This window comes from Streptomyces sp. NPDC005423 (assembly GCF_040606415.1).
Lineage (GTDB): Bacteria > Actinomycetota > Actinomycetes > Streptomycetales > Streptomycetaceae > Streptomyces.
This window is the reverse complement of record NZ_JBEXET010000019.1, coordinates 42,417-65,620: the sequence shown is the minus strand read 5'-3', so window position 1 is coordinate 65,620 and position 23,204 is coordinate 42,417. Positions and strand designations below refer to the sequence as shown.

The 23,204-nt window shown below is 73.4% G+C and carries 23 protein-coding genes; 12 read left to right on the top strand and 11 right to left on the bottom strand.

The genetic code is table 11. The features are described 5' to 3' along the window. Positions 1-2: 2 nt before the first annotated feature. On the bottom strand, positions 3-731 hold the full coding sequence (locus ABZT12_RS21020) for a ZIP family metal transporter (protein ID WP_356386462.1): 729 nt from the start codon (positions 729-731) through the stop codon (positions 3-5). A 95-nt stretch (positions 732-826) separates the two neighbouring features. Here ABZT12_RS21020 and cobM point away from each other — a divergent pair, with 95 nt between their 5' ends. The 6 genes from cobM to cobC are packed head-to-tail and all read left to right on the top strand — an operon-like array spanning position 827 to position 7,195. Next, complete coding sequence (gene cobM / locus ABZT12_RS21015; protein ID WP_356386460.1) at positions 827-1,654, top strand: precorrin-4 C(11)-methyltransferase; 828 nt, start codon at positions 827-829, stop codon at positions 1,652-1,654. Further along, a complete protein-coding gene (gene cbiE / locus ABZT12_RS21010) occupies positions 1,651-2,904 on the top strand; it encodes a precorrin-6y C5,15-methyltransferase (decarboxylating) subunit CbiE (RefSeq protein ID WP_356386457.1) in 1,254 nt (417 codons plus the stop codon). The genes cobM and cbiE overlap by 4 nt, the downstream gene beginning before the upstream one ends. Then, a complete protein-coding gene (gene cobJ / locus ABZT12_RS21005; protein ID WP_356386454.1) occupies positions 2,901-4,616 on the top strand; it encodes a precorrin-3B C(17)-methyltransferase in 1,716 nt (571 codons plus the stop codon). Before cbiE ends, cobJ begins: the two co-directional genes overlap by 4 nt. 5 nt (positions 4,617-4,621) lie before the next feature. Beyond that, positions 4,622-5,212 carry a precorrin-8X methylmutase gene (locus ABZT12_RS21000; RefSeq protein ID WP_356386666.1) on the top strand — a complete coding sequence of 197 codons (591 nt, stop codon included), beginning with the start codon at positions 4,622-4,624 and terminating at the stop codon, positions 5,210-5,212. After that, positions 5,206-6,141: a sirohydrochlorin chelatase gene (locus tag ABZT12_RS20995; protein WP_356386662.1), complete on the top strand. Its 936-nt coding sequence runs from the start codon at positions 5,206-5,208 to the stop codon at positions 6,139-6,141. Before ABZT12_RS21000 ends, ABZT12_RS20995 begins: the two co-directional genes overlap by 7 nt. After that, positions 6,131-7,195, top strand: a complete 1,065-nt coding sequence (gene cobC, locus ABZT12_RS20990) for an Rv2231c family pyridoxal phosphate-dependent protein CobC (RefSeq protein ID WP_356386659.1) — start codon at positions 6,131-6,133, stop codon at positions 7,193-7,195. Before ABZT12_RS20995 ends, cobC begins: the two co-directional genes overlap by 11 nt. 161 nt (positions 7,196-7,356) lie before the next feature. Here cobC and ABZT12_RS20985 read toward each other — a convergent pair whose 3' ends face one another. From ABZT12_RS20985 to ABZT12_RS20970, 4 genes are read right to left on the bottom strand one after another with little or no spacing between them, the layout of a single operon-like run. Further along, positions 7,357-8,454, bottom strand: coding sequence for an amidohydrolase family protein (locus ABZT12_RS20985; protein WP_356386451.1), 1,098 nt, complete (start codon positions 8,452-8,454; stop codon positions 7,357-7,359). Between the two features lie 9 nt (positions 8,455-8,463). Further along, on the bottom strand, positions 8,464-9,249 hold the full coding sequence (locus ABZT12_RS20980; protein WP_356386448.1) for an amino acid ABC transporter ATP-binding protein: 786 nt from the start codon (positions 9,247-9,249) through the stop codon (positions 8,464-8,466). Continuing rightward, positions 9,246-10,085, bottom strand: coding sequence for an amino acid ABC transporter permease (locus tag ABZT12_RS20975; RefSeq protein ID WP_356386445.1), 840 nt, complete (start codon positions 10,083-10,085; stop codon positions 9,246-9,248). The genes ABZT12_RS20980 and ABZT12_RS20975 overlap by 4 nt, the downstream gene beginning before the upstream one ends. Continuing rightward, complete coding sequence (locus ABZT12_RS20970) at positions 10,082-10,933, bottom strand: transporter substrate-binding domain-containing protein (protein WP_356386442.1); 852 nt, start codon at positions 10,931-10,933, stop codon at positions 10,082-10,084. The genes ABZT12_RS20975 and ABZT12_RS20970 overlap by 4 nt, the downstream gene beginning before the upstream one ends. Before the next feature lie 193 nt (positions 10,934-11,126). Here ABZT12_RS20970 and ABZT12_RS20965 point away from each other — a divergent pair, with 193 nt between their 5' ends. Next, the gene (locus ABZT12_RS20965) at positions 11,127-12,233 is read left to right on the top strand and encodes an aminotransferase class V-fold PLP-dependent enzyme (protein WP_356386439.1); all 1,107 of its coding nucleotides are present in this window, start codon (positions 11,127-11,129) and stop codon (positions 12,231-12,233) included. 10 nt (positions 12,234-12,243) lie between these two features. Here ABZT12_RS20965 and ABZT12_RS20960 read toward each other — a convergent pair whose 3' ends face one another. The 5 genes from ABZT12_RS20960 to ABZT12_RS20940 all read right to left on the bottom strand — a co-directional run bounded on the left by ABZT12_RS20960 (position 12,244) and on the right by ABZT12_RS20940 (position 16,954). Continuing rightward, complete coding sequence (locus tag ABZT12_RS20960) at positions 12,244-13,293, bottom strand: aminotransferase class V-fold PLP-dependent enzyme (protein ID WP_356386436.1); 1,050 nt, start codon at positions 13,291-13,293, stop codon at positions 12,244-12,246. A gap of 97 nt (positions 13,294-13,390) precedes the next feature. Continuing rightward, the gene (locus tag ABZT12_RS20955) at positions 13,391-14,113 is read right to left on the bottom strand and encodes a DsbA family oxidoreductase (RefSeq protein ID WP_356386433.1); all 723 of its coding nucleotides are present in this window, start codon (positions 14,111-14,113) and stop codon (positions 13,391-13,393) included. 75 nt (positions 14,114-14,188) lie between these two features. Then, on the bottom strand, positions 14,189-14,698 hold the full coding sequence (locus tag ABZT12_RS20950; protein ID WP_356386430.1) for a GNAT family N-acetyltransferase: 510 nt from the start codon (positions 14,696-14,698) through the stop codon (positions 14,189-14,191). Between the two features lie 42 nt (positions 14,699-14,740). After that, a complete protein-coding gene (locus ABZT12_RS20945; RefSeq protein ID WP_356386427.1) occupies positions 14,741-15,349 on the bottom strand; it encodes a DUF1349 domain-containing protein in 609 nt (202 codons plus the stop codon). Positions 15,350-15,424: 75 nt separating this feature from the next. Beyond that, on the bottom strand, positions 15,425-16,954 hold the full coding sequence (locus tag ABZT12_RS20940) for an aldehyde dehydrogenase (NADP(+)) (protein ID WP_356386424.1): 1,530 nt from the start codon (positions 16,952-16,954) through the stop codon (positions 15,425-15,427). A gap of 141 nt (positions 16,955-17,095) precedes the next feature. On the opposite strand from ABZT12_RS20940, the gene ABZT12_RS20935 reads away from it, so the two are divergent. The 3 genes from ABZT12_RS20935 (at position 17,096) to ABZT12_RS20925 (ending at position 19,894) form a co-directional block, all read left to right on the top strand. After that, positions 17,096-17,869 (top strand): IclR family transcriptional regulator, encoded by a 774-nt coding sequence (locus tag ABZT12_RS20935; protein WP_356386421.1) that lies wholly within the window; start codon positions 17,096-17,098, stop codon positions 17,867-17,869. 3 nt (positions 17,870-17,872) lie between these two features. Further along, a complete protein-coding gene (locus ABZT12_RS20930) occupies positions 17,873-18,343 on the top strand; it encodes a GNAT family N-acetyltransferase (RefSeq protein WP_356386418.1) in 471 nt (156 codons plus the stop codon). A 93-nt stretch (positions 18,344-18,436) separates the two neighbouring features. Then, on the top strand, positions 18,437-19,894 hold the full coding sequence (locus ABZT12_RS20925; protein WP_356386415.1) for a penicillin-binding transpeptidase domain-containing protein: 1,458 nt from the start codon (positions 18,437-18,439) through the stop codon (positions 19,892-19,894). Positions 19,895-19,971: 77 nt separating this feature from the next. On the opposite strand, the gene ABZT12_RS20920 is transcribed toward ABZT12_RS20925, so the two are convergent. Continuing rightward, complete coding sequence (locus tag ABZT12_RS20920) at positions 19,972-21,423, bottom strand: NCS2 family permease (RefSeq protein ID WP_356386412.1); 1,452 nt, start codon at positions 21,421-21,423, stop codon at positions 19,972-19,974. A gap of 249 nt (positions 21,424-21,672) precedes the next feature. On the opposite strand from ABZT12_RS20920, the gene ABZT12_RS20915 reads away from it, so the two are divergent. Both ABZT12_RS20915 and ABZT12_RS20910 read left to right on the top strand, forming a co-directional pair. Further along, the gene (locus tag ABZT12_RS20915; RefSeq protein WP_356386409.1) at positions 21,673-22,236 is read left to right on the top strand and encodes a SigE family RNA polymerase sigma factor; all 564 of its coding nucleotides are present in this window, start codon (positions 21,673-21,675) and stop codon (positions 22,234-22,236) included. Beyond that, the gene (locus tag ABZT12_RS20910; RefSeq protein WP_356386406.1) at positions 22,233-23,081 is read left to right on the top strand and encodes a hypothetical protein; all 849 of its coding nucleotides are present in this window, start codon (positions 22,233-22,235) and stop codon (positions 23,079-23,081) included. The genes ABZT12_RS20915 and ABZT12_RS20910 overlap by 4 nt, the downstream gene beginning before the upstream one ends. Positions 23,082-23,204 lie beyond the last annotated feature (123 nt).

Sequence of the window (23,204 nt, the reverse complement as noted above, 5' to 3'; positions counted from 1 at the left end):
CGTCAGCCCGCGAGCCCCACCACCAGCCAGATGAACGCGGCCCCCGCGACCGTGCACAGCAGGGTCGAACGGGCGGGGTGCTCATGGTGGGCCTCGGGGAGGATCTCGGCGGCGGCCAGATAGAGGAGCACGCCCCCGAAGAAGCCGAGATAGCCGCCGAGCAGCTGCGCCGGGATGGTGAACAGCAGCGTCGAGGCCGCGCCCACCACCGGGGCGGCGGCGTCGGCGACCAGCATCGCGAGCGCCTTGCGGCGGGCGTTGCCGTACAGGCTGGTGATCGTGTACGTGTTGAAGCCGTCCGCGAAGTCATGGGCGATGACGGCGAGCGCCACCGCCGTGCCCATGCCGCCGCCCACCTGGAACGCCGCGCCGATCGCCACGCCGTCCATGGCGCTGTGCCCGACCATCGCGGCGGCGGCCGTCAGACCCACCTCGGGGGCCCGCCCGTCGTGCTCCTCGGCGCCGTGCGCGGCCTGGCGCGCGGCGAGCAGGCGCTCCACCAGGTGCGCGACGAGGAAACCGGCCACGAAGAGCAGCAGCGCGGCCGGTACGCCGAAGATCTCGCGGCCCGCCGTGCGCAGCGCCTCGGGCAGCAGGTCGAGGCCGACCACGCCCAGCATCAGGCCGCCGGCCAGGCCCAGGACGAGATGGCGGCGGTCGGTCACCCGCTGTGCCGTCCAGCCGCCGGCCAGCGTCATCAGGAACGCGCCGAGCGCGACGAGGACCGCCATAGCCCCCTTGCTATCCGATCAACCCCCGGTCGCGCACGTCCTGGCCCGCGCCGCCCGCCTTCGCATTGATGTTCCGTACGAGAGGACCCCACCCCATGGCCGATGCAGCCGATGCCCCCACCGGCAAGGTGACCTTCGTCGGTGCCGGTCCCGGCGCCGCCGACCTGCTGACTTTCCGTGCCGCGCGCGCGATCGCCGAGGCCGATGTGGTGATCTGGGCGGCCAGCCTCGTCCAGGCCGAGGTGCTCGACCACGCGCGTGAGGGCGCCGAGATCCTGGACTCGGCGACCATGTCCCTGGAGGACGTGGTCGCGGTGTACGAGCGGGCCCGGGCCGAGGGGCTGCGGGTGGCGCGCGTCCACTCCGGCGACCCCGCCCTGTGGGGCGGCACGCAGGAGCAGCTGGACCGGTGCGCGGAGCTGGGCGTCGCGACCGAGGTGGTGCCGGGAGTCTCCGCGTTCTCCGCCGTCGCCGCCCTGGCGCAGCGGGAGTTGACCATTCCGGAGGTCGCGCAGTCGGTGGTCCTGACCCGGCTCGGCGGAGGCAAGACGCCGATGCCGCCCGGCGAGGAGGTGCGGGAGTTCGCGCGCCACGGCACGACCATGGCGATCTTCCTGTCGGCGGCGCGCAGCGGGCAGCTGGTGCGGGAGCTGCTGGAGGGCGGCTATCCCACGGAGACGCCCGTCGTCGTGGCGTACCAGGCGACCTGGCCGGAGGAGCTGATCGTCAGGTGCACGGTCGGCACGCTGGAGGAGACGGTGAAGGAGCACAAGCTCTGGAAGCACACCCTCTTCCTGGTCGGACCGGCCCTCGGCGCCCACGGGACCCGTTCGCACCTTTACCACCCCGGTCACTTCCACGGCTATCGCAGGGCCGACCCGGCGGCCCGCAGGGCCCTGCGCGAGCGGGGTGCCGGCACGTGATCACGGTCGTCGGAACAGGCACGGTGCCGGGGGCCCCGGTCACGGACGACGCGCTGGGCCGGGCCCGGCTCGTGGTGGGCGGCCGGCGTCATCTGGCCGCCGCCGCGGTGCCCGGGGACGCCGAGCGGGTCGTCCTCGGTGCGCTGGCGCCCGCGCTGGACACCGTAGAGGCCTATGTACGCAAGGGGGAACCGGTCGTCGTGCTGGCCTCCGGCGATCCCGGGTTCTTCGGGATCGTGCGGGTGCTGGCCGAGCGGTTCGGCGCCGACGCGCTCGACGTCCGGCCCGGGGTCTCCTCGGTGGCCGCCGCCTTCGCTCGGCTGGGGCTGCCCTGGGACGACGCGGTGGTGGCGAGCGCGCACGGGCGTGACCTCCGTACGGCCGTCAACGTGTGCCGGGCGCATCCGAAGGTCGCGGTGCTGACCGGCCCCGGGGCCGGTCCCGCCGAGCTGGGGGCGGCGCTCGCGCACCGGACGGAGGGCCGGGTGCTCGTGGTGGCCACGGGGCTCGGCTCGGACGAGGAGTCCGTCGAGCGGGTCACCCCCGCCGAGGCGGCCGTCCGGGACTGGGGTACGGCCGTCAGCGTGGTGCTCTGTCTCGACGAGTCGCGGGCGCCGGGCGGCCCGCGGACGGTGGCCGGGGCGCCCGCCGGGCCGGACCGATGGGCCTTGGAGGAACGGGAGTTCAGCCACCGCTCCTCGATGATCACCAAGTTCGAGGTACGGGCGCTGGCGCTGGCCCGGCTCGGACCCCGGCGCGGTGAGCTGGTCTGGGACGTCGGCGCGGGCTCCGGGTCCGTGGCCGTCGAGTGCGCCCGGCTCGGCGCCGCCGTCACCGCCGTCGAGAAGACCCGGGACGGTGTCGAGCGGATCCGTGCCAACGCCCGCGCGCACGGGGTCGAGGTGCACACCGTGCACGGGACCGCGCCGGCCGTGCTCGACGGCCTCGACGGCCTCGACGATCCCGACGCCGTCTTCGTCGGCGGCGGCGGGCGCGAACTGCCCGCCGTCGTCACGGCGTGCGCGCGGCGGGCCCGGCGGACCGTGGTCGTCGCCATGGCCGCGCTGGACCGGGTGCCCGCGGCGCGCGAGGCGCTCGCCGGCGCCGGGTTCGCGGTCGAGGGCGTGCTGCTTCAGGCGTCCCGGCTGACCCCGCTGCCGGGGGACGTGACCCGGCTCGCGGCGGCCAATCCCGTCTTCCTGCTGTGGGGCGTCCGGCCCCCGGCCCCTCGTGAAGGAGTTGCTCAGTGATCGGCCTCATCTCCGCCACCGCGGCGGGCGCGGTCGCGCGGGACCGGCTGGCCGCCGCCTGGCCGGACCGCACGCGTGTGTACGAGGGTCCCGTCGGGGACGCCGTACGGACCGCGTTCGCCGAGTGCGAGCGGCTCGTCTGCTTCCTCGCCACGGGGGCGGTCGTCCGGCTGGTCGCGCCGCTGCTCGGCGACAAGACGTCCGACCCGGGTGTCGTCTGCGTCGACGAGGGCGGCCGGTTCGCCGTGTCCCTGGTCGGCGGACACGGCGGCGGCGCCAACCAACTCGCTTACGAGGTCGGGGAGTTGCTGGGTGCGGAGCCGGTGGTGACCACGGCCACGGACGCGGCGGGGATTCCCGGCCTCGACACGCTCGGCTTCCCGGTGGAAGGCGATGTCGCCGCAGTGTCCCGGGCCCTGCTGGACGGCGAACCGGTCTCCCTGGAAGCCGAGTCGGCGTGGCCGCTGCCGCCCCTTCCGGTATCGGCGTCGGCGTCGGCGGGTGGTGGCTCCCACGTCATCCGCGTCACCGATCGCGCCGTCGCACCCGCCGTGGGCGAGGTCGTCCTGCGGCCGCCGTCGCTGGTGGCGGGCGTCGGCGCGTCCAGGGGGGCCTCCGCCGAAGAGGTGCTGGAGCTGGTGGCGGACGCGCTGCGGGACGCCGGTCTCGCCGCCGGGTCGCTCGCCGAACTGGCCACCGTGGACGCCAAGGCCGGCGAACCCGGCCTGGTCGAGGCGGCCCGGCGGCTCGGGGTGCCCCTGGTGACGTACACCGCCGGGGAGTTGGCCGCGGTCGAGGTGCCGAACCCCTCCGCCGCGCCGCTCGCCGCCGTCGGCACCCCGTCCGTCGCGGAGGCCGCCGCCCTGGCCCGTGGGGGCGAACTCCTCGTCCCCAAGCGGAAGTCCGTGCGCGCCGACGGCCGTCCCGCGATGGCGACCTGCGCCGTCGTACGGCGGCCCGCGCGCGGCCGGCTCGCGGTCGTCGGACTCGGACCGGGCGCCCGAGACCTGCTCACCCCGCGCGCCAGGGACGAACTGCGGCGCGCCGCCGTCCTGGTCGGCCTCGACCAGTACGTCGACCAGATCCGCGACCTGCTGCGGCCGGGCACGCTGGTCCTGGAGTCGGGGCTCGGCGCGGAGGAGGAGCGGGCGCGGACGGCGGTGCGGGAGGCGCGCGCGGGGCGGGCGGTCGCGCTGATCGGCAGCGGGGACGCGGGCGTGTACGCGATGGCCTCGCCGGCGCTCGCCGAGGCCTCCGACGACATCGACGTGGTGGGTGTGCCCGGCGTGACCGCGGCCCTGGCCGCCGGGGCGATCCTCGGCGCGCCGCTCGGCCACGACCATGTGTCGATCAGCCTCTCCGACCTGCACACCCCGTGGGAGATCATCGAGCGGCGGGTGCGGGCCGCGGCCGAGGCGGACCTCGTGGTGACGTTCTACAACCCGCGCAGCCGGGGCCGCGACTGGCAGCTGCCCAAGGCGCTCGCGATCCTCGCCGGGCACCGCGAACCGACGACGCCGGTCGGAGTCGTACGCAACGCGTCGCGGCCGGACGAGTCCAGCCGGCTCACTTCCCTGGCCGCGCTCGACCCGGCGACCGTCGACATGATGACGGTCGTCACCGTGGGCAACACCGCCACCCGCTCCATCGCCGGGCGCATGGTGACGCCCCGCGGCTACCGCTGGCAGACGTCGAAGGAGGACGCCGAGTGAACCCCGTGGACCGTGTGGTTCATCCGATCGAGCAGGAGTCCTTCCGGCGGCTCCGTGCCCGCCTGGACACCTCGCACTTCCCGCCGCTGACCCGGGCGGTGGTGGAGCGGGTCGTCCACTCCGCCGCCGACCTGGAGTACGCGTCCGATCTCGTCCTGGACGAGGGCGAGTTGGCGAAGGCGCACACCGCGCTGCACGCCGGGGCGCCCGTCGTCGTGGACGTCGAGATGGTCGCGGCCGGGATCACCCGGCGCGAGACGGTCTGCCGGCTCCGGGACGCCGTCTCCGGTCCGGGGCTGACCCGTTCGGCGCACGCCGTCCGGCTGGCCTACGAACAGGTGGGTCCCGGCGCGCTGTGGGTGATCGGCTGCGCGCCGACCGCCCTGGAGGAGCTGCTGACCCTGGACGCCTCCCCCGCGCTCGTCATCGGACTGCCCGTCGGCTTCGTCGGCGCGGCCGAGTCCAAGGCCGCGTTGCGCGCCGCCGGACTGCCCGCGGTGAGCAACGTGTCCGAGAAGGGCGGCTCGGCGGTCGCCGCCGCCGCCCTCAACGCCCTTCTGTACCACCCCACTTCACCTTCCGAGGAGACATCGTGACCACCCCGCCCGCCCTGCTCATCGCCGGCCACGGCACCCGGGACGAGGCCGGGGCCGAGGCGTTCCGCGACTTCGTACGGGAGTTGGGGGAACGCCACCCCGAACTGCCCGTCGCGGGCGGCTTCATCGAGTTGTCCCCGCCGCCGCTGGGCGACGCCGTCGCCGAACTGGTGGAGCGGGGGGTACGGCGGTTCGCCGCCGTCCCGCTGATGCTGGTGTCGGCCGGGCACGCCAAGGGCGACATCCCGGCGGCGCTGGCCCGCGAGAAGGAGCGCCACCCCGGCATCAGCTACACGTACGGGCGTCCGCTGGGCCCGCACCCCGCGCTGCTGAACGTGCTGGAGCGGCGGCTCGACGAGGCGCTCGGCGACCCGGCTCGCACCCCCGGGGTGCGGGCGGAGGTGACCGTCCTGCTGGTGGGGCGCGGTTCGACGGACCCGGACGCCAACGCCGAGGTGCACAAGGCGGCCCGGCTGCTGTGGGAGGGGCGCGGCTACGCGGGCGTGGAGACGGCGTTCGTGTCGCTGGCGGAGCCCGACGTGCCGGGCGGTCTGGACCGGTGCGTGAAGCTGGGCGCGCGGCGGATCGTCGTACTGCCGTTCTTCCTCTTCACCGGCATCCTCCCGGACCGGGTGCGGGACCAGACGGAGAGCTGGGCGGCGGCGCACCCGGAGGTCGAGGTGCGGTCGGCGGACGTCATCGGCCCGGAGCCGGAGCTGCTCGACCTGGTGATGGAGCGCTACCGGGAGGCCGCGGGGGACGAGGTGCGGATGAACTGCGACTCGTGCGTGTACCGCATCGCGCTGCCCGGCTTCGAGGACAAGGTGGGGCAGCCGCAGCAGCCGCACTTCCACCCGGACGACGAGGGCCACGACCACGGCCACCAGCATGGGCACCACCATCACGGTGGACACGCGCATGCGCACTGAGGGCGGCCACGATCTGCGCCACCACGGTGACGCCGAGGTCCGCGACGAGGGTTCGGCCCTCGTCGACCTGGCCGTGAACGTCCGCGCCGACACGCCCCCGGCCTGGCTGCGCGAGCGGATCGCCGGGTCGCTGGCGGGCCTCGCCGCCTATCCGGACGGCCGGGCCGCGCGGGCGGCGGTGGCGCGGCGACATGGGCTCGCGGTGGAGCGGGTGCTGCTGACGGCGGGCGCCGCCGAGGCGTTCGTACTGCTGGCCCGCGCGCTGACGGTCCGTCAGCCGGTGGTGGTGCACCCGCAGTTCACCGAACCGGAGGCGGCGCTGCGGGACGCGGGGCATGCCGTGGAGCGGGTGCTGCTGCGGCCCGAGGACGGTTTCCGGCTCGATCCGGCGGCGGTGCCGGAGGACGCGGACCTGGTGGTGGTCGGCAACCCGACCAACCCCACGTCGGTCCTGCATCCCGCCGCCGTACTCGCCCGACTCGCCCGTCCCGGGCGGACGTTGGTGGTGGACGAGGCGTTCATGGACGCGGTGCCCGGCGAGCGGGAGGCCCTGGCCGGACGCACCGACGTGCCCGGTCTCGTGGTGCTGCGCAGCCTGACGAAGACCTGGGGGCTCGCGGGGCTGCGGATCGGCTACGTGCTGGCCGCCCCGGAGACGGTCGCGGAGCTGGCGCGGGCGCAGCCGCTGTGGCCGGTCTCCACGCCCGCGCTCGCGGCGGCGGAGGCGTGTGTGGAGCCGCGGGCGCTGGCCGAGGCCGCGCACGCGGCCCACCGCGTCGCCGCCGACCGGGCCCACCTCGTCGCGGGTTTGCGGGAGTTCGCCTCGGACGGGCTCCGGGTGCTGGAGCCGGCCGAGGGGCCGTTCGTCCTCGTCCGGCTGCCCCGGGCCGCGGCCGTACGCCGTCATCTGCGCGACCTCGGCTTCGCGGTCCGGCGCGGTGACACGTTTCCGGGACTCGACGAGGAGTGGCTGCGGCTGGCGGTGCGGGACCGGGGGACGGTGAACCGTTTTCTCCAGGCACTGGACCAGGCGGTGACGGTCGCGGGTCGCTGACCCGGCCGTCCACACCTCCGGCCGACGAAGTCCCGGCAGGCCCCAGGCCCCAGGCCCCAGGCCCCAGGCCCCAGGGGAGGCCGACCACTCCCCCGGCGGCCACGAGCGGCGCCGCCGCTCCGGTGTCGCGGGGTACGGGTGTGATGGCGCTGCTCGCTCCCTCAGCTCACGACGCGTCCGTTGAGCACCACCCGGCGCGGTGCCGCCAGCACCCGTACGTCCGCGCGCGGGTCCTCCTCGTAGACCACGAGGTCCGCCGGTGCTCCCTCCTCCAGTCCGGGGCGGCCCAGCCAGCTGCGGGCGGCCCAGGCCGTCGCCGAGAGGGCGTCGAGGGGCGGGATGCCTGCGGTCACCAGTTCCGCGACCTCTCCGGCGACCAGGCCGTGCGCGAGGGTGCCGCCGGCGTCGGTGCCGACGAACACCTGGAGGCCGGCGTCGTAGGCGGCGCGGACCGTGTCGTGGCGGCGTGCGTGGAGCCGGCGCATGTGGGCGGACCAGCGGGGGAACTTGGCCTCGCCGTCGGCGGCGAGGGCGGGGAAGGTGGCGATGTTGACGAGGGTGGGGACGATCGCGACGCCGCGTTCGGCGAAGAGCGGGATCAGCTCCTCGGTGAGGCCGGTCGCGTGCTCGACACAGTCGATCCCGGCCTCGACCAGGTCGCGCAGCGGGTCCTCGCCGAAGCAGTGTGCCGTGACGCGCGCGCCCAGCCGATGGGCCTCGGCGATCGCCGCCTCCACCGTGTCCCGGGGCCAGCAGGCCGACAGGTCACCGAGGTCGCGGTCGATCCAGTCGCCGACCAGCTTCACCCAGCCGTCGCCGCGCCGGGCCTCCTGGGCGACGTAGGCGACCAGTTCGGCCGGCTCGATCTCGTGGGCGAAGCCACGGAGGTAGCGGCGGGTGCGGGCGATGTGCCGGCCCGCGCGGATGATCTTCGGGAGGTCCGGGCGGGCGTCGGTCCAGCGGGTGTCGGAGGGCGAGCCGGCGTCGCGGATCAGCAGGGTGCCCGCCTCGCGGTCGGTGAGGGCCTGCTTCTCCGCGGTGGCCTCGTCGACCGGGCCGTGCGGGCCGAGGCCCACGTGGCAGTGGGCGTCGACGAGTCCGGGCAGCGCCCAGCCCTCCACGGTGCGTACGTCACGGGCGCCGGCCGGGCGGTCGTAGGAGACACGGCCGTCGATGACCCACAGTTCGTCGCGGGTCTGGTCCTCGGAGGGTCCGGTGAGGACCCGTCCCCGCACGTGCAGCACCGGCTGATCGCTCATGCAGGCACCTTAGCCAGCGGGGTCCGGCCGCTCCTCCTCGACCTCCGCCCCCGCCGGATCGAGGAGGCGGGAGAGGAAGTGGCGGGTGCGGGCGTTGCGCGGGGCGCCGATGACCTGGCCGGGCGTGCCGTCCTCGACGATCACCCCGTCGTCCATGAAGACGACCCGGTCGGCGACCTCGCGGGCGAAGGTCATCTCGTGGGTGACGACCATCATCGTCATGCCCTCGTCGGCGAGCATCCGCATCACGGCGAGTACGTCCCCCACGAGTTCGGGGTCGAGCGCCGAGGTCGGCTCGTCGAAGAGCATCACCTCGGGGCCCATGGCGAGGGCGCGGGCGATGGCGACGCGCTGCTGCTGGCCGCCGGAGAGGGCGGAGGGGTAGGCGGACGCCTTCTCCGACAGGCCCACGCGGCGCAGGTTCTCGGCGGCCACCCGGGCGGCGGTCGCCTTGTCGCGGCCGAGCACCCGGCGCTGCGGGAGGGTGAGGTTGCCGGTCACCGAGAGGTGCGGGAAGAGGTTGAACTGCTGGAAGACCATGCCGATCCGACGGCGTACGGCGTCGATGTCCACGTCGGCGTCGGTGACTTCGGTCCCGCCGACGAACACCCGTCCCGCGGTGGGTTCTTCGAGCAGGTTCACGCAGCGCAGCAGGGTGGATTTGCCGGAGCCGGAGGGGCCGATGACGCACACCACCTCGCCCTGGCCGACCTCCAGGTCGATGCCGCGCAGCACCTCGTTGGTGCCGAACGACTTGCGCAGACCGCGGACTTCGATCTCGGGCGGGGCGGTCACCGCACGGCCTCCCCGGTCTTCGTCTCCATCCGGCGCACCACGAAGCTGAGCGGAATCGTCACCAGGAGGTAGCAGAGGCCCGCGACCAGGATGGGGGTGGAGTTGGCGGTCGTACTGGCCAGGTCGCGGCCGTACTTGGAGAGTTCACGTTCCTCCAGGGTGACGCCCAGGAAGAGGACGAGCGAGGAGTCCTTGAAGAGCAGGACGAGTTCGTTGGTGAGCGGCGGCAGGATGATCCGGAACGCCTGCGGGACGATGATCGAGACCATGGCACGGGCGGGCGAGAACCCGAGCGAACGGGCCGCCTCCGTCTGCCCCTTGGGCACCGCCTGGATGCCCGCGCGGATCGTCTCCGCCATGTAGGCGGCCGACACCAGGCCGAGCGCGAGGGCGACCTTGCCGTAGGTGCCGCCGATGATCTCGGTGCCGGGGAAGGCGAGCGGCACGGCGACGCCGACGAAGATGAAGATCAGCAGGGCGGGCAGACCGCGGAAGATCTCGATGTAGATCCCGGCGAGCCAGCGGTAGGGGCCGACGGAGGACAGCCGCATCAGGGCGACGGCCATGCCGAGGAGGAGTCCGAAGACGAAGCCGGAGAGGGTGTACAGCACGGTGTTCTTGAGCGCGAGGGTGATGACCTCGGGGAACATCCGGCGGGCGATGGCCCCTTGGGCGAACTGGTTGCTCAGCCGGCCCCAGTCGGCCGTGACCGCGAAGGCGATCACGACGGCGGCGAAGAGCGCGTACTGCAACCCCTGCGAGAGCCTGCGCCACTGACGTCGCGTCAGGCCCTTTTTGCGCGGTTGGAGTTGGGTGTCGGCCGGGCCGTCGGTCATGAGGCCGACGGAGAGGCGGCCGAGGGCTGATAGGGGCCGATCCACTGCTCGTAGAGCTTCTTGTACGTGCCGTCGGCCTTGGCGTCCCGGATCGCCTTGTTGACGGCCGCGAGGAGCTTGGCGTTGCCCTTCTTCACCGTGAAGCCGTACTGCTCCCCGGTGTTGAGGTTGCCGACGACCTTGAAGGCGGCGGCGTTGGCCTTGTTCTTGAGCCAGCCCTGGACGACCGGGTAGTCGATGACGACGGCCTGGACCTGGCCGGTGCGCAGGCCGTTGAGGACGGCGTCCGAGGACTCGAAGGAGACGGGGTCGAAGCCCTGCTTCTTGACGTAGTCCTCGCCGGTGGTCTGCGCCTGGGCGCCGAGTTTGCGGCCCTTGGACTTCACGTCCGCGAGGGAGGTCAGGCCGCTCTTGCGGTCGACCAGAACGGCCTGGGTGGCGTCGAAGTAGGGGTCGGAGAAGTCGACGTTCTTCTTCCGTTCGGCGGTGATGGTCATGCCGGCGGCGGCCAGGTCGCACTCGCCCGAGTTGAGGAACGCGCCGGTCTTGAAGTTCTCGAACGGCGTGTCCAGGATCTGCTGTTTCACGCCGAGGTCCTTGGCGGCCAGGTCGATCAGGGAGACGTCGAAGCCCTGCACCTTGCCGTCGATCTCCGACTGGAAGGGCGGGTAGGGCAGGTGGGTGCAGGTGGTGAGCCGGCCGGCCTTGACCAGTTCGACGCCACCGGCGGCGGTCTTCGAACCGCTTCCGCCGCTGCCGCTCGACGTGCAGCCGGCCAGGAGGACGAGCGCGGCCGTCGCGGTGGTGGCGGCCAGGGTGCGGGCCCGGCGGCCGGGGAGCGTGTTCACGGAGCGCCTCCTGAGACGGAACGGTGGATTCCGATTATCCGGAGGGGCTCGCGCGGGCGCTCGCCCCGAACCGGTGCGCGGGGGCCGTCCGGGTGAAAAGCCGCCGGTCGCGGGGGGCTCGGGCCCGCCGGATACCCTCGTCTCCGTCGATCCCGCGTTTCCCGCCGGCCCCCGCGAGCGAAAGAGCACCGCCGTGACCCACCCCTTCCTCGACCTCGCCCCGCTGAGCGCCGCCCACTTCGCCTCCATCGAGGACCGGGTGGCCCGGCTGCTCTCCACCCGGCAGACCGTCGTGATCATGCAGGGCGAGGCGCTGCTGCCGCTTGAGGGCGCGATCCGGTCGACCGCCGGGCCGGGGACGACCGCGCTGAACGTCGTCACCGGCCCCTACGGGCAGACCTTCGGCGACTGGCTGCGGGAGTGCGGCGCCACGGTGATCGATCTCGCCGTGCCGTTCCACACGGCGGTGACCGCGGCGCGGATCAGGGAGGCGTTCGCCGCGCACCCGGAGATCGACTTCGTCTCCCTGGTCCACGCGGAGGCGGCGACCGGCAACACCAACCCGGTCGCGGAGATCGGCGAGGCGGTACGGGAGCAGGGCGCGCTGTTCTACCTGGACGCGGTCGCCTCCGTCGGGGCGGAGCCGGTGCTGCCGGACGCGTGGGGCGTCGACCTGTGCGTGATCGGGGCGCAGAAGGCGATGGGCGGGCCCGCGGGTGTGTCGGCGGTGTCGGTGAGCGAGCGGGCCTGGGCCCGGATGGCGGCCAACCCGCGGGCGCCGCGCCGCTCCTACCTCTCCCTCCTCGACTGGAAGGAGCGGTGGACCGACGCCGGCCGCACGGCGCTGCCGCACGCGCCGGCCCAGCTGGAGATGCTGGCGCTGGAGGCGTGCGTCGAGCGGATCGAGGCGGCGGGGCCGGCCGCCGTGATGGAGCGGCACGCGCGGGCCGCCGCGGCGACCCGGGCCGGGGCGGTGGCCCTGGGCGGCGGCCTGGAGCCGTACGTCCGCGACGCGGCGGACGCGGCACCGGTCGCGACGACCCTCAGGACGCCGTCCGGCGTCGTCGCGTCGGACCTGGTGGCCCACGCCCTCGCCGCCGACCCCGGCCTCCCGCTCGCCGCGGGCGGCGGCGCGCTCGCCCGGGAGATGATCCGGGTCAACCACTACGGCCCCGACGCGACGGCCGAAGCCGTTCAGGGCGCCCTGGCCGCGCTGGGCGGAGCGCTCGCCGCCGCGGGGCTGACGGTGGACCCGGAGGGGGCCCGGTCGGCCGTGGCGGAGGCGTGGCGACCGCGCTGAGGTGACGGGCTCAGCCGGAGAGCACGTCGAGCAACCGGTCCACGTCCGCGGGCGTGTTGTAGAGGTGGAAGGCCGCCCGGAGGTTGCCCGCCCGGTCGGAGACCTCCACTCCGGCCGCGCTCAACTCGCCCTGTCTGCGGCCGAGTCCGGGCACCGACACGATCGGCGAGCCGGGCGCCGGGACCGGCCGGTGGCCGAGGCGGTCCAGGCCGTCGCGGAACCGGTCGGCGAGTGCCAGGTCGTGGGCGCGTACGGCGGGCAGGCCCAACTCCTCCAGCAGGGCGAGGGAGTGGCGGGCACCGGCGTAGGAGAAGAGCGCGGGGCTCTCGTCGAACCGCCGGGCGGAGTGGGCCAGTTCACCGACCGGGCCGTAGCAGCTGTCCCAGGGACGCTCTCCGGCCACCCAGCCCGCGAAGAGCGGGTCGAGGCCGCCGAGGTCCTCGGGGACGACCAGGAAGGCCACCCCGCGCGGGCAGACCAGCCACTTGAAGGCGACGGCGGCCACATAGTCGTAGGCGTCCGCGTCCAGGTCCAGCCAGCCGGCCGCCTGGGAGGCGTCGAGGTAGGTGCGGGCGCCGTGTTCGCGCGCGGCGGCGCGCAGCGCGGGCAGATCGGTGACCCGGCCGTCGGCGGACTGGGCGGCGCTGACCGCGACGAGCGCGGTGCCCGGCCGTACCGACTCGGCGATCCGCTCCAGCGGGACGGTGCGCACCTTGAGGTCGCCGCGGACGTGGAAGGGGTTCACCACGGAGCTGAAGTCGCCTTCGGCGGTGAGGACTTCGGCGCCCGGGGGCAGGGCGGCGGCGATCAGTCCGCTGTACACGGCGACCGAGGCCCCGGCCGCCACCCGGCGGCCGGACACCCCGGTCAGCCGGGCGAAGGAGGCCCGGGCCGCCTCGACGTCGTCGAACATGTCGGTCGGTGTACCGACGGCGGCCGCCTCCACGGCGGTCCGCAGCGCGGTCACCGTGCGGGCGGGCAGCAGCCCGGTGCTCGCGGTGTTCAGGTAGGTGTTCCTCGGGGCGAACTCGGCCCCGACGAGGCTCTCGAACGTCTCCATGGCACCACTGTGCGGCGCGCGGCTGCCCACGTCCATTGCGTCTTTCTGCGGGGATTCCCGAAGGAGCGCTTATGGATCCGCGCCGACCTGCGGCTTCTCAGCCCCGCGGGACCGCGCACCCGTCCGGACCGCACGCCTCGGCTCCCCCGGCCGCGCTGTCCTCGATCAGCCGGAGCGGGGAGCGCTCGCCCCACGCCTGGGTGAGGGCCTGGGCGAAGACGTCGGCGGGCTGGGCGCCGGAGACGCCGTAGGCGCGGTCGAGGACGAAGAAGGGGACGCCGTTGGCGCCGAGTTCGGCGGCCTCGCGCTCGTCGGCGCGGACCTCGTCGGCGTAGGCCGCCGGGTCGGCGAGCACCGCACGGGCCTCGTCGGCGTCGAGTCCGGCGCCGGCGGCCAGCTCCACGAGCCGCTCGTCGCCGTCGAAGGCGGACCGCTCCTCGGCGAAGTTCGCCCGGTACAGCGCCTGGATCAGCTCGTCCTGGCGGCCCCGCTCCTTCGCGAGGTGGAGCAGCCGGTGCATGTCGAAGGTGTTGCCGTGGTCCCGGCCGCTGGTGCGGTACTCCAGGCCCTCGGCGGCGGCCTGCGCGCCCAGGTTCTCCTCGCCGGCCCGCGCCTGCGCCTCGCTCATGCCGTACTTCTTGCTCAGCATCGTGAGCACGGGCTGGGTGTCGCCCTTGGCGCGGCCCGGGTCCAGCTCGAAGGACCGGTGCACGACCTCGACCTGCTCACGGTGCGGGAACGCGGCCAGCGCCTTCTCGAAGCGGGCCTTGCCGACGTAGCACCAGGGGCAGGCGATGTCCGACCAGATCTCGACGCGCATGTCTTCGGCTCTCTCCAGGTCGTGCGGGCACGGAGACTCCCTCCGGCGCCTGGAGGAACGTTCGAGCGGCGGCTTTCATTCCGCTCGCCGCCGGGAGCCGCCGGACACGTCCAGGCGCAGGCGCAGATGGTGACCGCCGTCGGACGGCTCCGCGAGCCACCCCTGCCGGGCGTAGAAGGCGCGGGCCCGGTCGTTGCCGGCGTGGACGTCGAGTACGGCGGTGCGCCGGCTGTCGGCGCGCCACTGCTCGACGCAGGCGGCGTGCAGGGCCGTACCGATCCCGGACCGCCAGTGACCGGGGTCGACGTGGAACTGGAAGAGCTTGACCGTGTCCCGGCCGGTCTCCTCGGGGACCCGGAAGGAGGCGATGGCGACGAGGCGCCCCTGTTCTACGGCGCACAGCACCTGTCCGTCCGGCCGGGCGAGGGCGCTGCTCCAGGCATCGAGCCAGTCGGTGCCGTCGTCCGGGAACCCGTCGGGGTAGTAGGTGGCCCGGGCCCGTGCGTGCAGGTCGGTCACGGCCTCCGCCTCGGCGGGCAGGGCGGTACGGATCACCCGGCCGCCGGTCACTCGTTCACTGATCACGGGGCGGAGGACGAGCTCCGGCGCCGCCGTGGTTCCGGGCGCTCAGCGGCCGTCCCGCAGATCGACCGGCCAGCTGGGCCTGAACTCGATGTGGTCGAACGTCACGACACAGCCCTCCCCCATCGGCGACTGGGTCATGAAGCCGACGAGGGCGTCCCCCGTCTCCTTCTCGCCGCCCAGGGTGAAGAGCCGGACGAAGATCCACCGCTGTCCGTCACGGGAGGCGTGGAAGGCGAACGAGCGCCCGGTCCGGCTGACCCGCAGCCAGACCGAACTGCCTTCCACGGTGAAGGAGTTGGCGTCGTCGGAGTGTCCCCGGGTGACCACCGTGCACACGGTCGGCACATCCGGCGAGTACTCCAGGCAGAGCTTCGCCCAGGCCCGCTCGCCGACATGGACGTAGAGCACACCGGCGTCGAAGGACCCGGCGAACCCGACGGTGACCCGGGCTATCAGCTGGAAGTCGCCCTCCGGCGCCCCGAGCAGCCGGGGGGCGTCCGAGGCGGGGTCGAGCGCCTCCCCGGTGGGCGGGACGAACCGGTCCTGCCGGGGCCCGGCCCATCCGGAGAGCATCCCCTCGTCGTAGGACCAGTGCCCGTCGGGGCCGTAGGTGCGCAGGGGGAAGGGCAGTTGGGCGAGTTCCAAGTCCATCCGCCCATTGTTCCAGGCCGGTCGGCGGACGCCGGGGTCCGGCCGTCGGACGGACCCCGCGCACCCCGGCGCGCGCTACCGCTCCAGGTGACCGTCGTAACGCCGCGGCAGGCCGAGCGGGTTGTCGTCCCGGAGCTCCAACGGCAGCAGCGCCTCAGGGGTGTTCTGGTAGGCGACGGGCCGCAGCCAGCGCTCGATGGCGGTACCGCCGACGGAGGTCGAGGTGGACGTGGTCGCCGGGTACGGCCCGCCGTGGTGCTGCGCGGGCGCGACGGCGACCCCGGTGGGCCAGCCGTTGACGAGCACCCGGCCGGCGAGCGGCGTCAGTTCGGCCAGGATCTCCGCGCCCCGGCCCTGCCCCGCCGACTCCTCCGCCGACAGATGCACCGTCGCGGTCAGGTTGCCCGGCAGCCGCGACAGCACGGCGTGCGCCTGTGCGTCGTCCTCGTAACGGGCCACGACGGTGACCGGCCCGAAGCACTCCTCCAGCAGCAGGTCGTACGCGCCCTGCGCCGCGAGCTTCTCGGCGGCCACCGTCAGGAAGCCGGGACTCACCGTGTGCTCGCCGCCGGCGCCCGGGGTCACCGGCGAGTCCACGCCCGGCAGTTCGGTCCGCTCGGTGACACCGGCGAGGAAGTTGTCGCGCATGCGGTGGTCGAGGAGGACACCGGAGTCGGTGTCGCTGACGGCGTCGGTGAGGGACTTGACGAGACCGTCACCCGCCGCACCGGACGGCACCAGGACGAGTCCGGGCTTCACACAGAACTGCCCGACGCCCAGCGTCATCGAACCGGCGAGCCCGGTGCCGATCGCCTCGGCCCGCTCGGCCGCCGCCGCCTCGGTGACCAGCACGGGGTTGAGGGAGCCCAGTTCGCCGTGGAAGGGGATCGGGACGGGCCGCGCCGCCGCCGCGTCGAAGAGGGCGCGGCCGCCGCGTACGGAACCGGTGAACCCGGCCGCCGTGACGAGCGGGTGCCTGACCAGGTCGACGCCGGCCTCGAAGCCGTGCACCAGGCCGAGGACGCCGTCCGGGACGCCGTGCTCGGCGGCGGCCCGGCGCAGCACCTTGGCGACCAGCTCGGAGAGGCCGGGGTGGTCGGGGTGGGCCTTGACGACGACCGGGCAGCCGGCGGCCAGCGCGCTCGCCGTGTCGCCGCCGGGGACGGAGAAGGCGAAGGGGAAGTTGGAGGCCGAGTAGACGGCGACGACGCCCAGCGGCACCTTGTAGCGGCGCAGGTCGGGGATGGGCGGGGTCGCGGTGTCGTCGGGGTGGTCGATCACCACGTCGAGGAAGGCACCCTCGTCGACGATGTCCGCGAAGGCCCGCAACTGGTAGCAGGAGCGGGCGAGTTCACCGGTGAGCCGGACGGGGCCCAGCGCGGTCTCCGCGTCGGCGACCTCGACCAGCTGTTCCTTGGCGGCTTCGAGCCGGTCGGCGGCGCCGCGCAGGAAGGCGGCGCGCACCGTACGGTCGGCGAGGGAACCGCGCGCGGCATGCGCGGCGCGGACGGCCTCGTCCACCTCCTGCGCCGTGGCCTCCACCGCGACCTGTTCACGCTGCTTCCCGTTCCGGGGGTCGACACTCCAGACTGGTGCTGCTGCCACCGCGGGTCCCTCCACACATGTCATGCCGCAGTACGGGGTCATTCACCAGGGTCGTTCGATATGCTGAACGCTGTCTCTGATGATGAATATCTATCGGAGACGATAACTCAAGCTTCTCGTCGAACGAAGGGGTCACGGGCGATGTCGGCAGGCGAGACAGGCGGCGGGGCGCAGGTCAAGTCCGCGGTGCGGACGGTGGAGCTGCTGGAGTACTTCGCCGGCCGGCCCGGTATGCACTCCCTCGCGGCGGTCCAGGAGGCCGTCGGTTATCCCAAGTCCAGTCTCTACATGCTGCTGCGCACGCTGGTGGAGCTGGGCTGGGTGGAGACGGACGCGACGGGCACCCGGTACGGCATCGGCGTACGGGCCCTGCTGGTGGGCACCTCCTACATCGACGGTGACGAGGTGGTCGCGGCGGCCCGGCCGACGCTGGACCGGCTCTCCGACGACACCACCGAGACCATCCACCTGGCGCGGCTCGACGGCACCAACGTCGTCTACCTGGCCACCCGGCAGTCGCAGCACTACCTGCGGCCCTTCACCCGGGTCGGCCGCCGCCTCCCGGCGCACTCGACCTCCCTGGGCAAGGCGCTGCTGAGCACCTGTTCCGACGAGCAGGTCCGCAAGATGCTCCCGGAGACGCTGCCCGCGCTCACCGAGCACACGATCACGGACCGCGAGAAGCTCATCGAGGAGCTGCACCAGGTCCGTGAGCAGGGCTTCGCCGTGGACCGCGAGGAGAACACGCTGGGGCTGCGCTGCTTCGGCGTGGCCATCCCGTACCGCACCCCGGCCCGGGACGCGATCAGCTGCTCGGTGCCGGTGGCCCGGCTGACGCCCGCGCACGAACAGCTGGTGAAGGACGCCCTGTTCGACGCCCGTGACCGGCTCACACTCGCCACCCGGAGGCTCTGAACCATGCAGGTCGCGCTCCGCCCCGTCCACGACAGCGATCTGCCCGTCTTCTACCGGCAGACGAACGACCCCGAGTCTTTGCGGATGGCCGCGTTCACCCCGGCGGACCCCGCCGACCGGGACGCCTTCGACGCCCACTGGAAACGCGTCCGCGCCTCGTCCGCCGTGGTGCGCACGGTCCTGCTCGACGGCGACGTGGTGGGCAGTGTGGCGGTGTACGGCGAGCCGGGCGAGCGCGAGGTGACGTACTGGATCGACCGGGCGTACTGGGGCCGGGGGATCGCGACGGCCGCGCTGCTGAGCCTGCTGGCCGAGTCGCCCGAACGTCCCCTGTACGCACGGGCGGCGGCCGACAACGCGGCCTCGCGCCGGGTGCTGGAGAAGTGCGGGTTCCGGGTCAGCGCGTACGCCACGGGGTACGCCGACGCCCGGGGCGCGGAGATCGACGAGCTGGTGATGACGCTGGCCTCGTGAGCGCCGGCCGGCAGCCGCCGCTTCTCTGAACGGCCGATGAGAAATGTCCCGGACGGGAACGATTCGGTCCGTCCCGCTCGTCCTCCGTGCGGGATGAACAAGACGATCAGGCGCGCTTCCGTCTTCACGCTGTTCCTGGTGTTCGCTCTGCTGCTGCGGGCGACCTGGGTCCAGTTCTACGACGGCCAGGCGCTCGCGGACGACAAGGACAACCGGCGCAACGCGATCGCGACCTACGCGGACCCGCTCGGGAACATCGTCGTGGCCGGTGACGCGATCACCGGCTCGGCCCGGACGTCGGGCAGCGATCTCGCGTACAGACGCACCTACACGGACGGCAAGCTCTACGCGGCGGTGACGGGATTCGCCTCGCAGAGTTACGCGCCGACCCAGCTGGAGGGCATCTACACGAACCTGCTCGACGGCACGGACAGCGGTCTGAGGACCGTGATGGACACGGTCACCGGCGAGCGGGCCGCCCCGGGCGACGTGGTCACGACGATCGACCCGGCCGTTCAGAAGGCGGCGTACGGCGCGCTCGGCGACAAGAAGGGCGCGGCCGTCGCGATCGACCCGAAGACCGGCAGAATCCTCGCGATCGTGTCGACCCCGTCGTACGACCCGTCGTCGCTGACCGACGCCGACACCGCCGGGTCGGCCTGGAAGAAGCTCAACGCCGACCCCGACAAGCCGCTCACCAACCGGGCGTTGCGCCAGCCGCTGCCGCCGGGGTCCACCTTCAAGCTGGTCGTGGCGTCGGCCGCGCTGGAGGACGGGCTGTACTCCTCGGTGGACGAGAAGACGGACAGCCCCTCGCCGTACGTCCTGCCGGGCACGACCACGCCGCTGCGGAACGAGAGCGCCTCCGCGCCCTGCGTGAACGCCTCGATCCGGGTCGCGCTCCAGTACTCGTGCAACACCGTCTTCGCGAAGATCGCCGTGGAACTGGGCCAGGACAAGGTGAAGGCGATGGCCGAGAAGTTCGGCTTCAACGACAGCGCGCTCGATGTTCCGGTGCGTGCGTATCCCAGCGTGTACCCGTCGGACATGGACAAGTCCTCCACGGCGCTCACCGGTATCGGCCAGTACGACGTGACCGCCACCCCGTTGCAGATGGCCATGGTGTCGGCGGCGTTGGCGAACGGCGGTGAGCTGGTCTCGCCGCACATGGTGGCGGAGACCACCGACAGCGGCGGCGACGTCCTGAGGAACTACGACGACTCCGCCACCACCAAGCGGGTCGTCAGCGCCCGCACGGCCGCGCAGCTGCGGTCGGCGATGCGGACGGTGATCGAGCGGGGCACCGGCACGAACGCCAGGGTCAACGGCGTGACGGTGGGCGGCAAGACGGGCACGGCCCAGCACGGCGAGAACAACAGCAAGACGCCGTACGCCTGGTTCACCTCGTACGGGACGTCCGACTCGACGGGCGAGCAGGTCGCCGTGGCGGTCATGGTCGAGCAGTCGGACGCGGCCCGGTCGGAGGTCAGCGGCAACGGCCTGGCGGCCCCGGTCGCCAGGGCGATGATGAAGGCGGCGCTGAAGAGTTAGCCGGCCGGCCGAGGGGGCGGACGAGGGCCCCGGCGGCCGGGCGCCCGGAGAGCGCGCCCGGCCGCCGGGGCCCCGCCTCAGCGCACGCCCAGCAGCTGCTCGACGGGGTCGATCGCGAAGTACACCAGGAAGAGCGCCGAGACGCCCCACAGCAGCCAGTTGACCTCCTTCGCCTTGCCGAGGACGGACTTGATGACGACGTAGGAGATGAAGCCCGCGCCGATGCCGTCGGTGATCGAGTACGTGAACGGCATGGCGGCGATGGTCAGGAAGGCCGGTACGGCGATCTCGTATCTGTCCCAGTCGATGTGCTTGACGTGGGTCATCATCAGGAAGCCGACCGCGATCAGCGCCGGCGCGGCGGCCTGCAACGGGACGATCGTCAGCACCGGGGTGAGGAAGAGCGCGAGGCCGAAGAGGCCGCCGGTGACCAGGTTGGAGAAACCGGTGCGCGAGCCCTCGCCGACACCGGCCGCCGACTCGATGTAGGCGGTGTTGGACGAGGCGGAGCCGAGGCCGCCGGCGACCGCCGCGGCGCCGTCGATGAACAGGACCCGGCCGATCCGCGGTACCTGCCCGTTCTCGTCGAGCAGTCCGGCCTCGGCGCTGATGCCGACGATGGTGCCCATGGCGTCGAAGAAGTCCGACAGGATCAGCGTGAAGATCAGCAGGATCACGGTGATCGCGCTGGTCTGCCCGAAGGCGCCGAAGAGGCTGAAGTGACCGATGAGCCCGAAGTCGGGCGCCGCCACCACCTCGTCCGGCACCTTGGGCGTCATCAGCCCCCAACTCTTGATGTCCGCGACCGAGTCGATGACGATCGCGAGGACGGTCATGGACACGATGCTGATCAGGATGGCGCCCTTCACCTTGCGGGCGACGAGCGCGATGGTCAGCAGCACACCGAGACAGAAGACGAGGACGGGCCAGCCGGTCAGCCGGCCCACGGCGCCGAGCTGGACCGGCACCGTGGTCTCGGCGGCGTCCGGGATCCGGCTGACGAAGCCGGCGTCGACGAAGCCGATGAACGCGATGAAGAGCCCGATGCCGACGCCGATCGCCTGCTTGAGCTGGTGCGGGATCGCGTTCATGATCGCCTCGCGCAGCCCGGTGAGGACCAGCACACAGATCAGGACGCCCTCGATGACGACGAGCCCCATGGCGTCGGGCCAGCTCATCAGCGGCGCCAGCTGAAAGGCGACGACGGCGTTGAGGCCGAGGCCGGCCGCGATGGCGAGCGGCAGGTTGCCGCCGACGCCCATGATGACCGTCATCACGCAGGCCACCAGGGCGGTGGCGGTGACCAGTTGGCCGGTGTCGAGGGTGTGGCCGAACTTGTCCTTGGCGCTGCCGAGGATGATCGGGTTCAGGACGAGGATGTAGGCCATCGTGAAGAAGGTGGCGAAGCCGCCGCGTATCTCGCGGCCGAAGGTGGACCCCCGTTCGGAGATCCGGAAGAACCGGTCAACGGTGCCTGCCGCCGGTGGTACGGCGGACGGCCGCTCGGCCGCCGTCTTGGTGTCGGACATGCGGGTACTCCTCGTCGCCTCAGTGATCGGTGCGCGGATGCTGGCTGGATTGTTCCCTTGTCGCACCGGTTTCAGGTTTTCACCGTGTTACGGAATCGCGGTCGGCCCGCCGCACGCCGTTCGGTAGTCTGTACAGGTCACCTGGGGCTTCGCTGCTACGCTTCCGGATCCCGACCCGGACAACTGCGGACGATCACCAGTCACTTGCCTGACACGCACAGCCGCCGGCCCAGCGAGGAGAGGTCGCCCGTGGGCACCGTCGACGACGACGCCGCCGCCGAGTTCCGCGCCTTCTTCGAGCGGCACTACGCCGAACTGTCGCGCCTGGCCCAGCTGTTGACCGGTGAGGCGGACGCGGCCGACGATCTCGCGGCGGACGCCCTGCTGGCGCTGTGGCACCGCTGGGACCGGGTGCGCGCGGCCGACCATCCGGTGGCCTACGCGCGCGGGGTGGTCGCCAATCTGGCCCGCACCCGGATCCGCGGCGCGGTGCGCGAGCGCCGGCGGATCGCGCTGTTCTGGTCGCAGCGCGAGGAGAGGACCGAGAATCCCGATGTGGCGGGTGTGGTCGACGTCCAACGGGCGCTGCGCGGACTGCCGTTCCGCAAACGGGCCTGCGTGGTGCTGCGGCACGCCTTCGACCTGTCGGAGAAGGACACCGCGCTCGCCCTCGGCATCTCCGTCGGTACGGTGAAGAGCCAGACGTCGAAGGGCATGGCCGAACTCCAGCGGTCGCTGGGCAGCCGGGACGTCCCGCGCAGGGTGCACGCGGCGATGGCGCGCGGCGCCGGGAGCGGAGGGCGGAACCGATGAGCCGGTACGCGCACGACGAGCTGCGCGCCCGGCTGCGCGAGGCGGCCGGGACGCACGAGCCCGACCGGGCACGGATCCTCGCCCGGGTCGAGCGCGGGATGGCCGCGCCCCGGTCCGGCAGCGGCCGACGGGCCCTCCGGGGACCGGTGTGGGGCTGGGTGCGGGTGGTCGGCGCGACGGCCGGGGCGGCGGCCATCCTCGCGCTCGGCGGCTACGCGGTGGCGTCGGCGGTGCGGAGCGACGCCCCCGCGGAGCGGACCGTCTCCGTCCCGGCGGCCACCGGTCCCTCGCCGGACGCGACGAGCCGTGCCCCGGCGCGGCCGGCGGAGCCGCGTCCCGGTACGGGCGGCCCCCGCTCCTCCGCCCCCGCGACCGGCGCCTCCTCGGCTCCGCGCGTGACCGGCCCGGCCTCCGCCGCCGCGTCGCCGGCCGCCACCGGCGCCCAGGACGGCCCGCTGTGGTCGGACGGCGCGGTCGACCCGGGCACCAACGACTTCTGGGGCCAGAGCGACGTGACGCTGCGGAACAGCACGCAACTGACCGCGCTCACCGTGCGGTTGAAGATCAGGGAGACCGGCGGGGTCTCCTCCACCGGCGCCTGGCGGACGCTGCCCGAGGACGACTTCACCCTGACCGTGGCCGAGCGGGACGGCTTCCTGGTCTACACCTGGACGTTGAGGGCGGGCCGTACGGTGCCGGCCGGCGAGTGGGTCTTCGCCGCCCAGTACGACCACGACCGGGGCGGCCGGAACTCCACGGGCGACGGCTACACGGCGGTGGCCGGCACGGGCGACGGCCGGCGGCGTGCGGTGCGCGGCGGCTTCGCGGCCACCGGCACCGACTGAGATTCGGGCGGGAGACAACCTCGCGCGCGTTTTCGGCGTCTCCAGCAGTGCCGGACCTGCTGACCCGAGCCCCCCTCGGTCAGCAGCCGGACGCCCCCGCCGGTGACGACCGGCGGGGGCGTT

Excerpts from the sequence above, each read along its gene's own strand:
- ABZT12_RS20960 (WP_356386436.1), bottom strand. The coding sequence starts at position 13,293 with ATGGAGACGTTCGAGAGCCTCGTCGGGGCCGAGTTCGCCCCGAGGAAC.
- ABZT12_RS20920 (WP_356386412.1), bottom strand. The coding sequence starts at position 21,423 with ATGTCCGACACCAAGACGGCGGCCGAGCGGCCGTCCGCCGTACCACCG.
- ABZT12_RS20955 (WP_356386433.1), bottom strand. The coding sequence starts at position 14,113 with ATGCGCGTCGAGATCTGGTCGGACATCGCCTGCCCCTGGTGCTACGTC.
- ABZT12_RS20910 (WP_356386406.1), top strand. The coding sequence starts at position 22,233 with ATGAGCCGGTACGCGCACGACGAGCTGCGCGCCCGGCTGCGCGAGGCG.
- ABZT12_RS20935 (WP_356386421.1), top strand. The coding sequence starts at position 17,096 with ATGTCGGCAGGCGAGACAGGCGGCGGGGCGCAGGTCAAGTCCGCGGTG.
- cobM (WP_356386460.1), top strand. The coding sequence starts at position 827 with ATGGCCGATGCAGCCGATGCCCCCACCGGCAAGGTGACCTTCGTCGGT.
- ABZT12_RS20945 (WP_356386427.1), bottom strand. The coding sequence starts at position 15,349 with ATGGACTTGGAACTCGCCCAACTGCCCTTCCCCCTGCGCACCTACGGC.
- ABZT12_RS20975 (WP_356386445.1), bottom strand. The coding sequence starts at position 10,085 with ATGACCGACGGCCCGGCCGACACCCAACTCCAACCGCGCAAAAAGGGC.
- ABZT12_RS20985 (WP_356386451.1), bottom strand. The coding sequence starts at position 8,454 with ATGAGCGATCAGCCGGTGCTGCACGTGCGGGGACGGGTCCTCACCGGA.
- ABZT12_RS21020 (WP_356386462.1), bottom strand. The coding sequence starts at position 731 with ATGGCGGTCCTCGTCGCGCTCGGCGCGTTCCTGATGACGCTGGCCGGC.
- ABZT12_RS20930 (WP_356386418.1), top strand. The coding sequence starts at position 17,873 with ATGCAGGTCGCGCTCCGCCCCGTCCACGACAGCGATCTGCCCGTCTTC.
- cobC (WP_356386659.1), top strand. The coding sequence starts at position 6,131 with ATGCGCACTGAGGGCGGCCACGATCTGCGCCACCACGGTGACGCCGAG.
- ABZT12_RS20925 (WP_356386415.1), top strand. The coding sequence starts at position 18,437 with ATGAACAAGACGATCAGGCGCGCTTCCGTCTTCACGCTGTTCCTGGTG.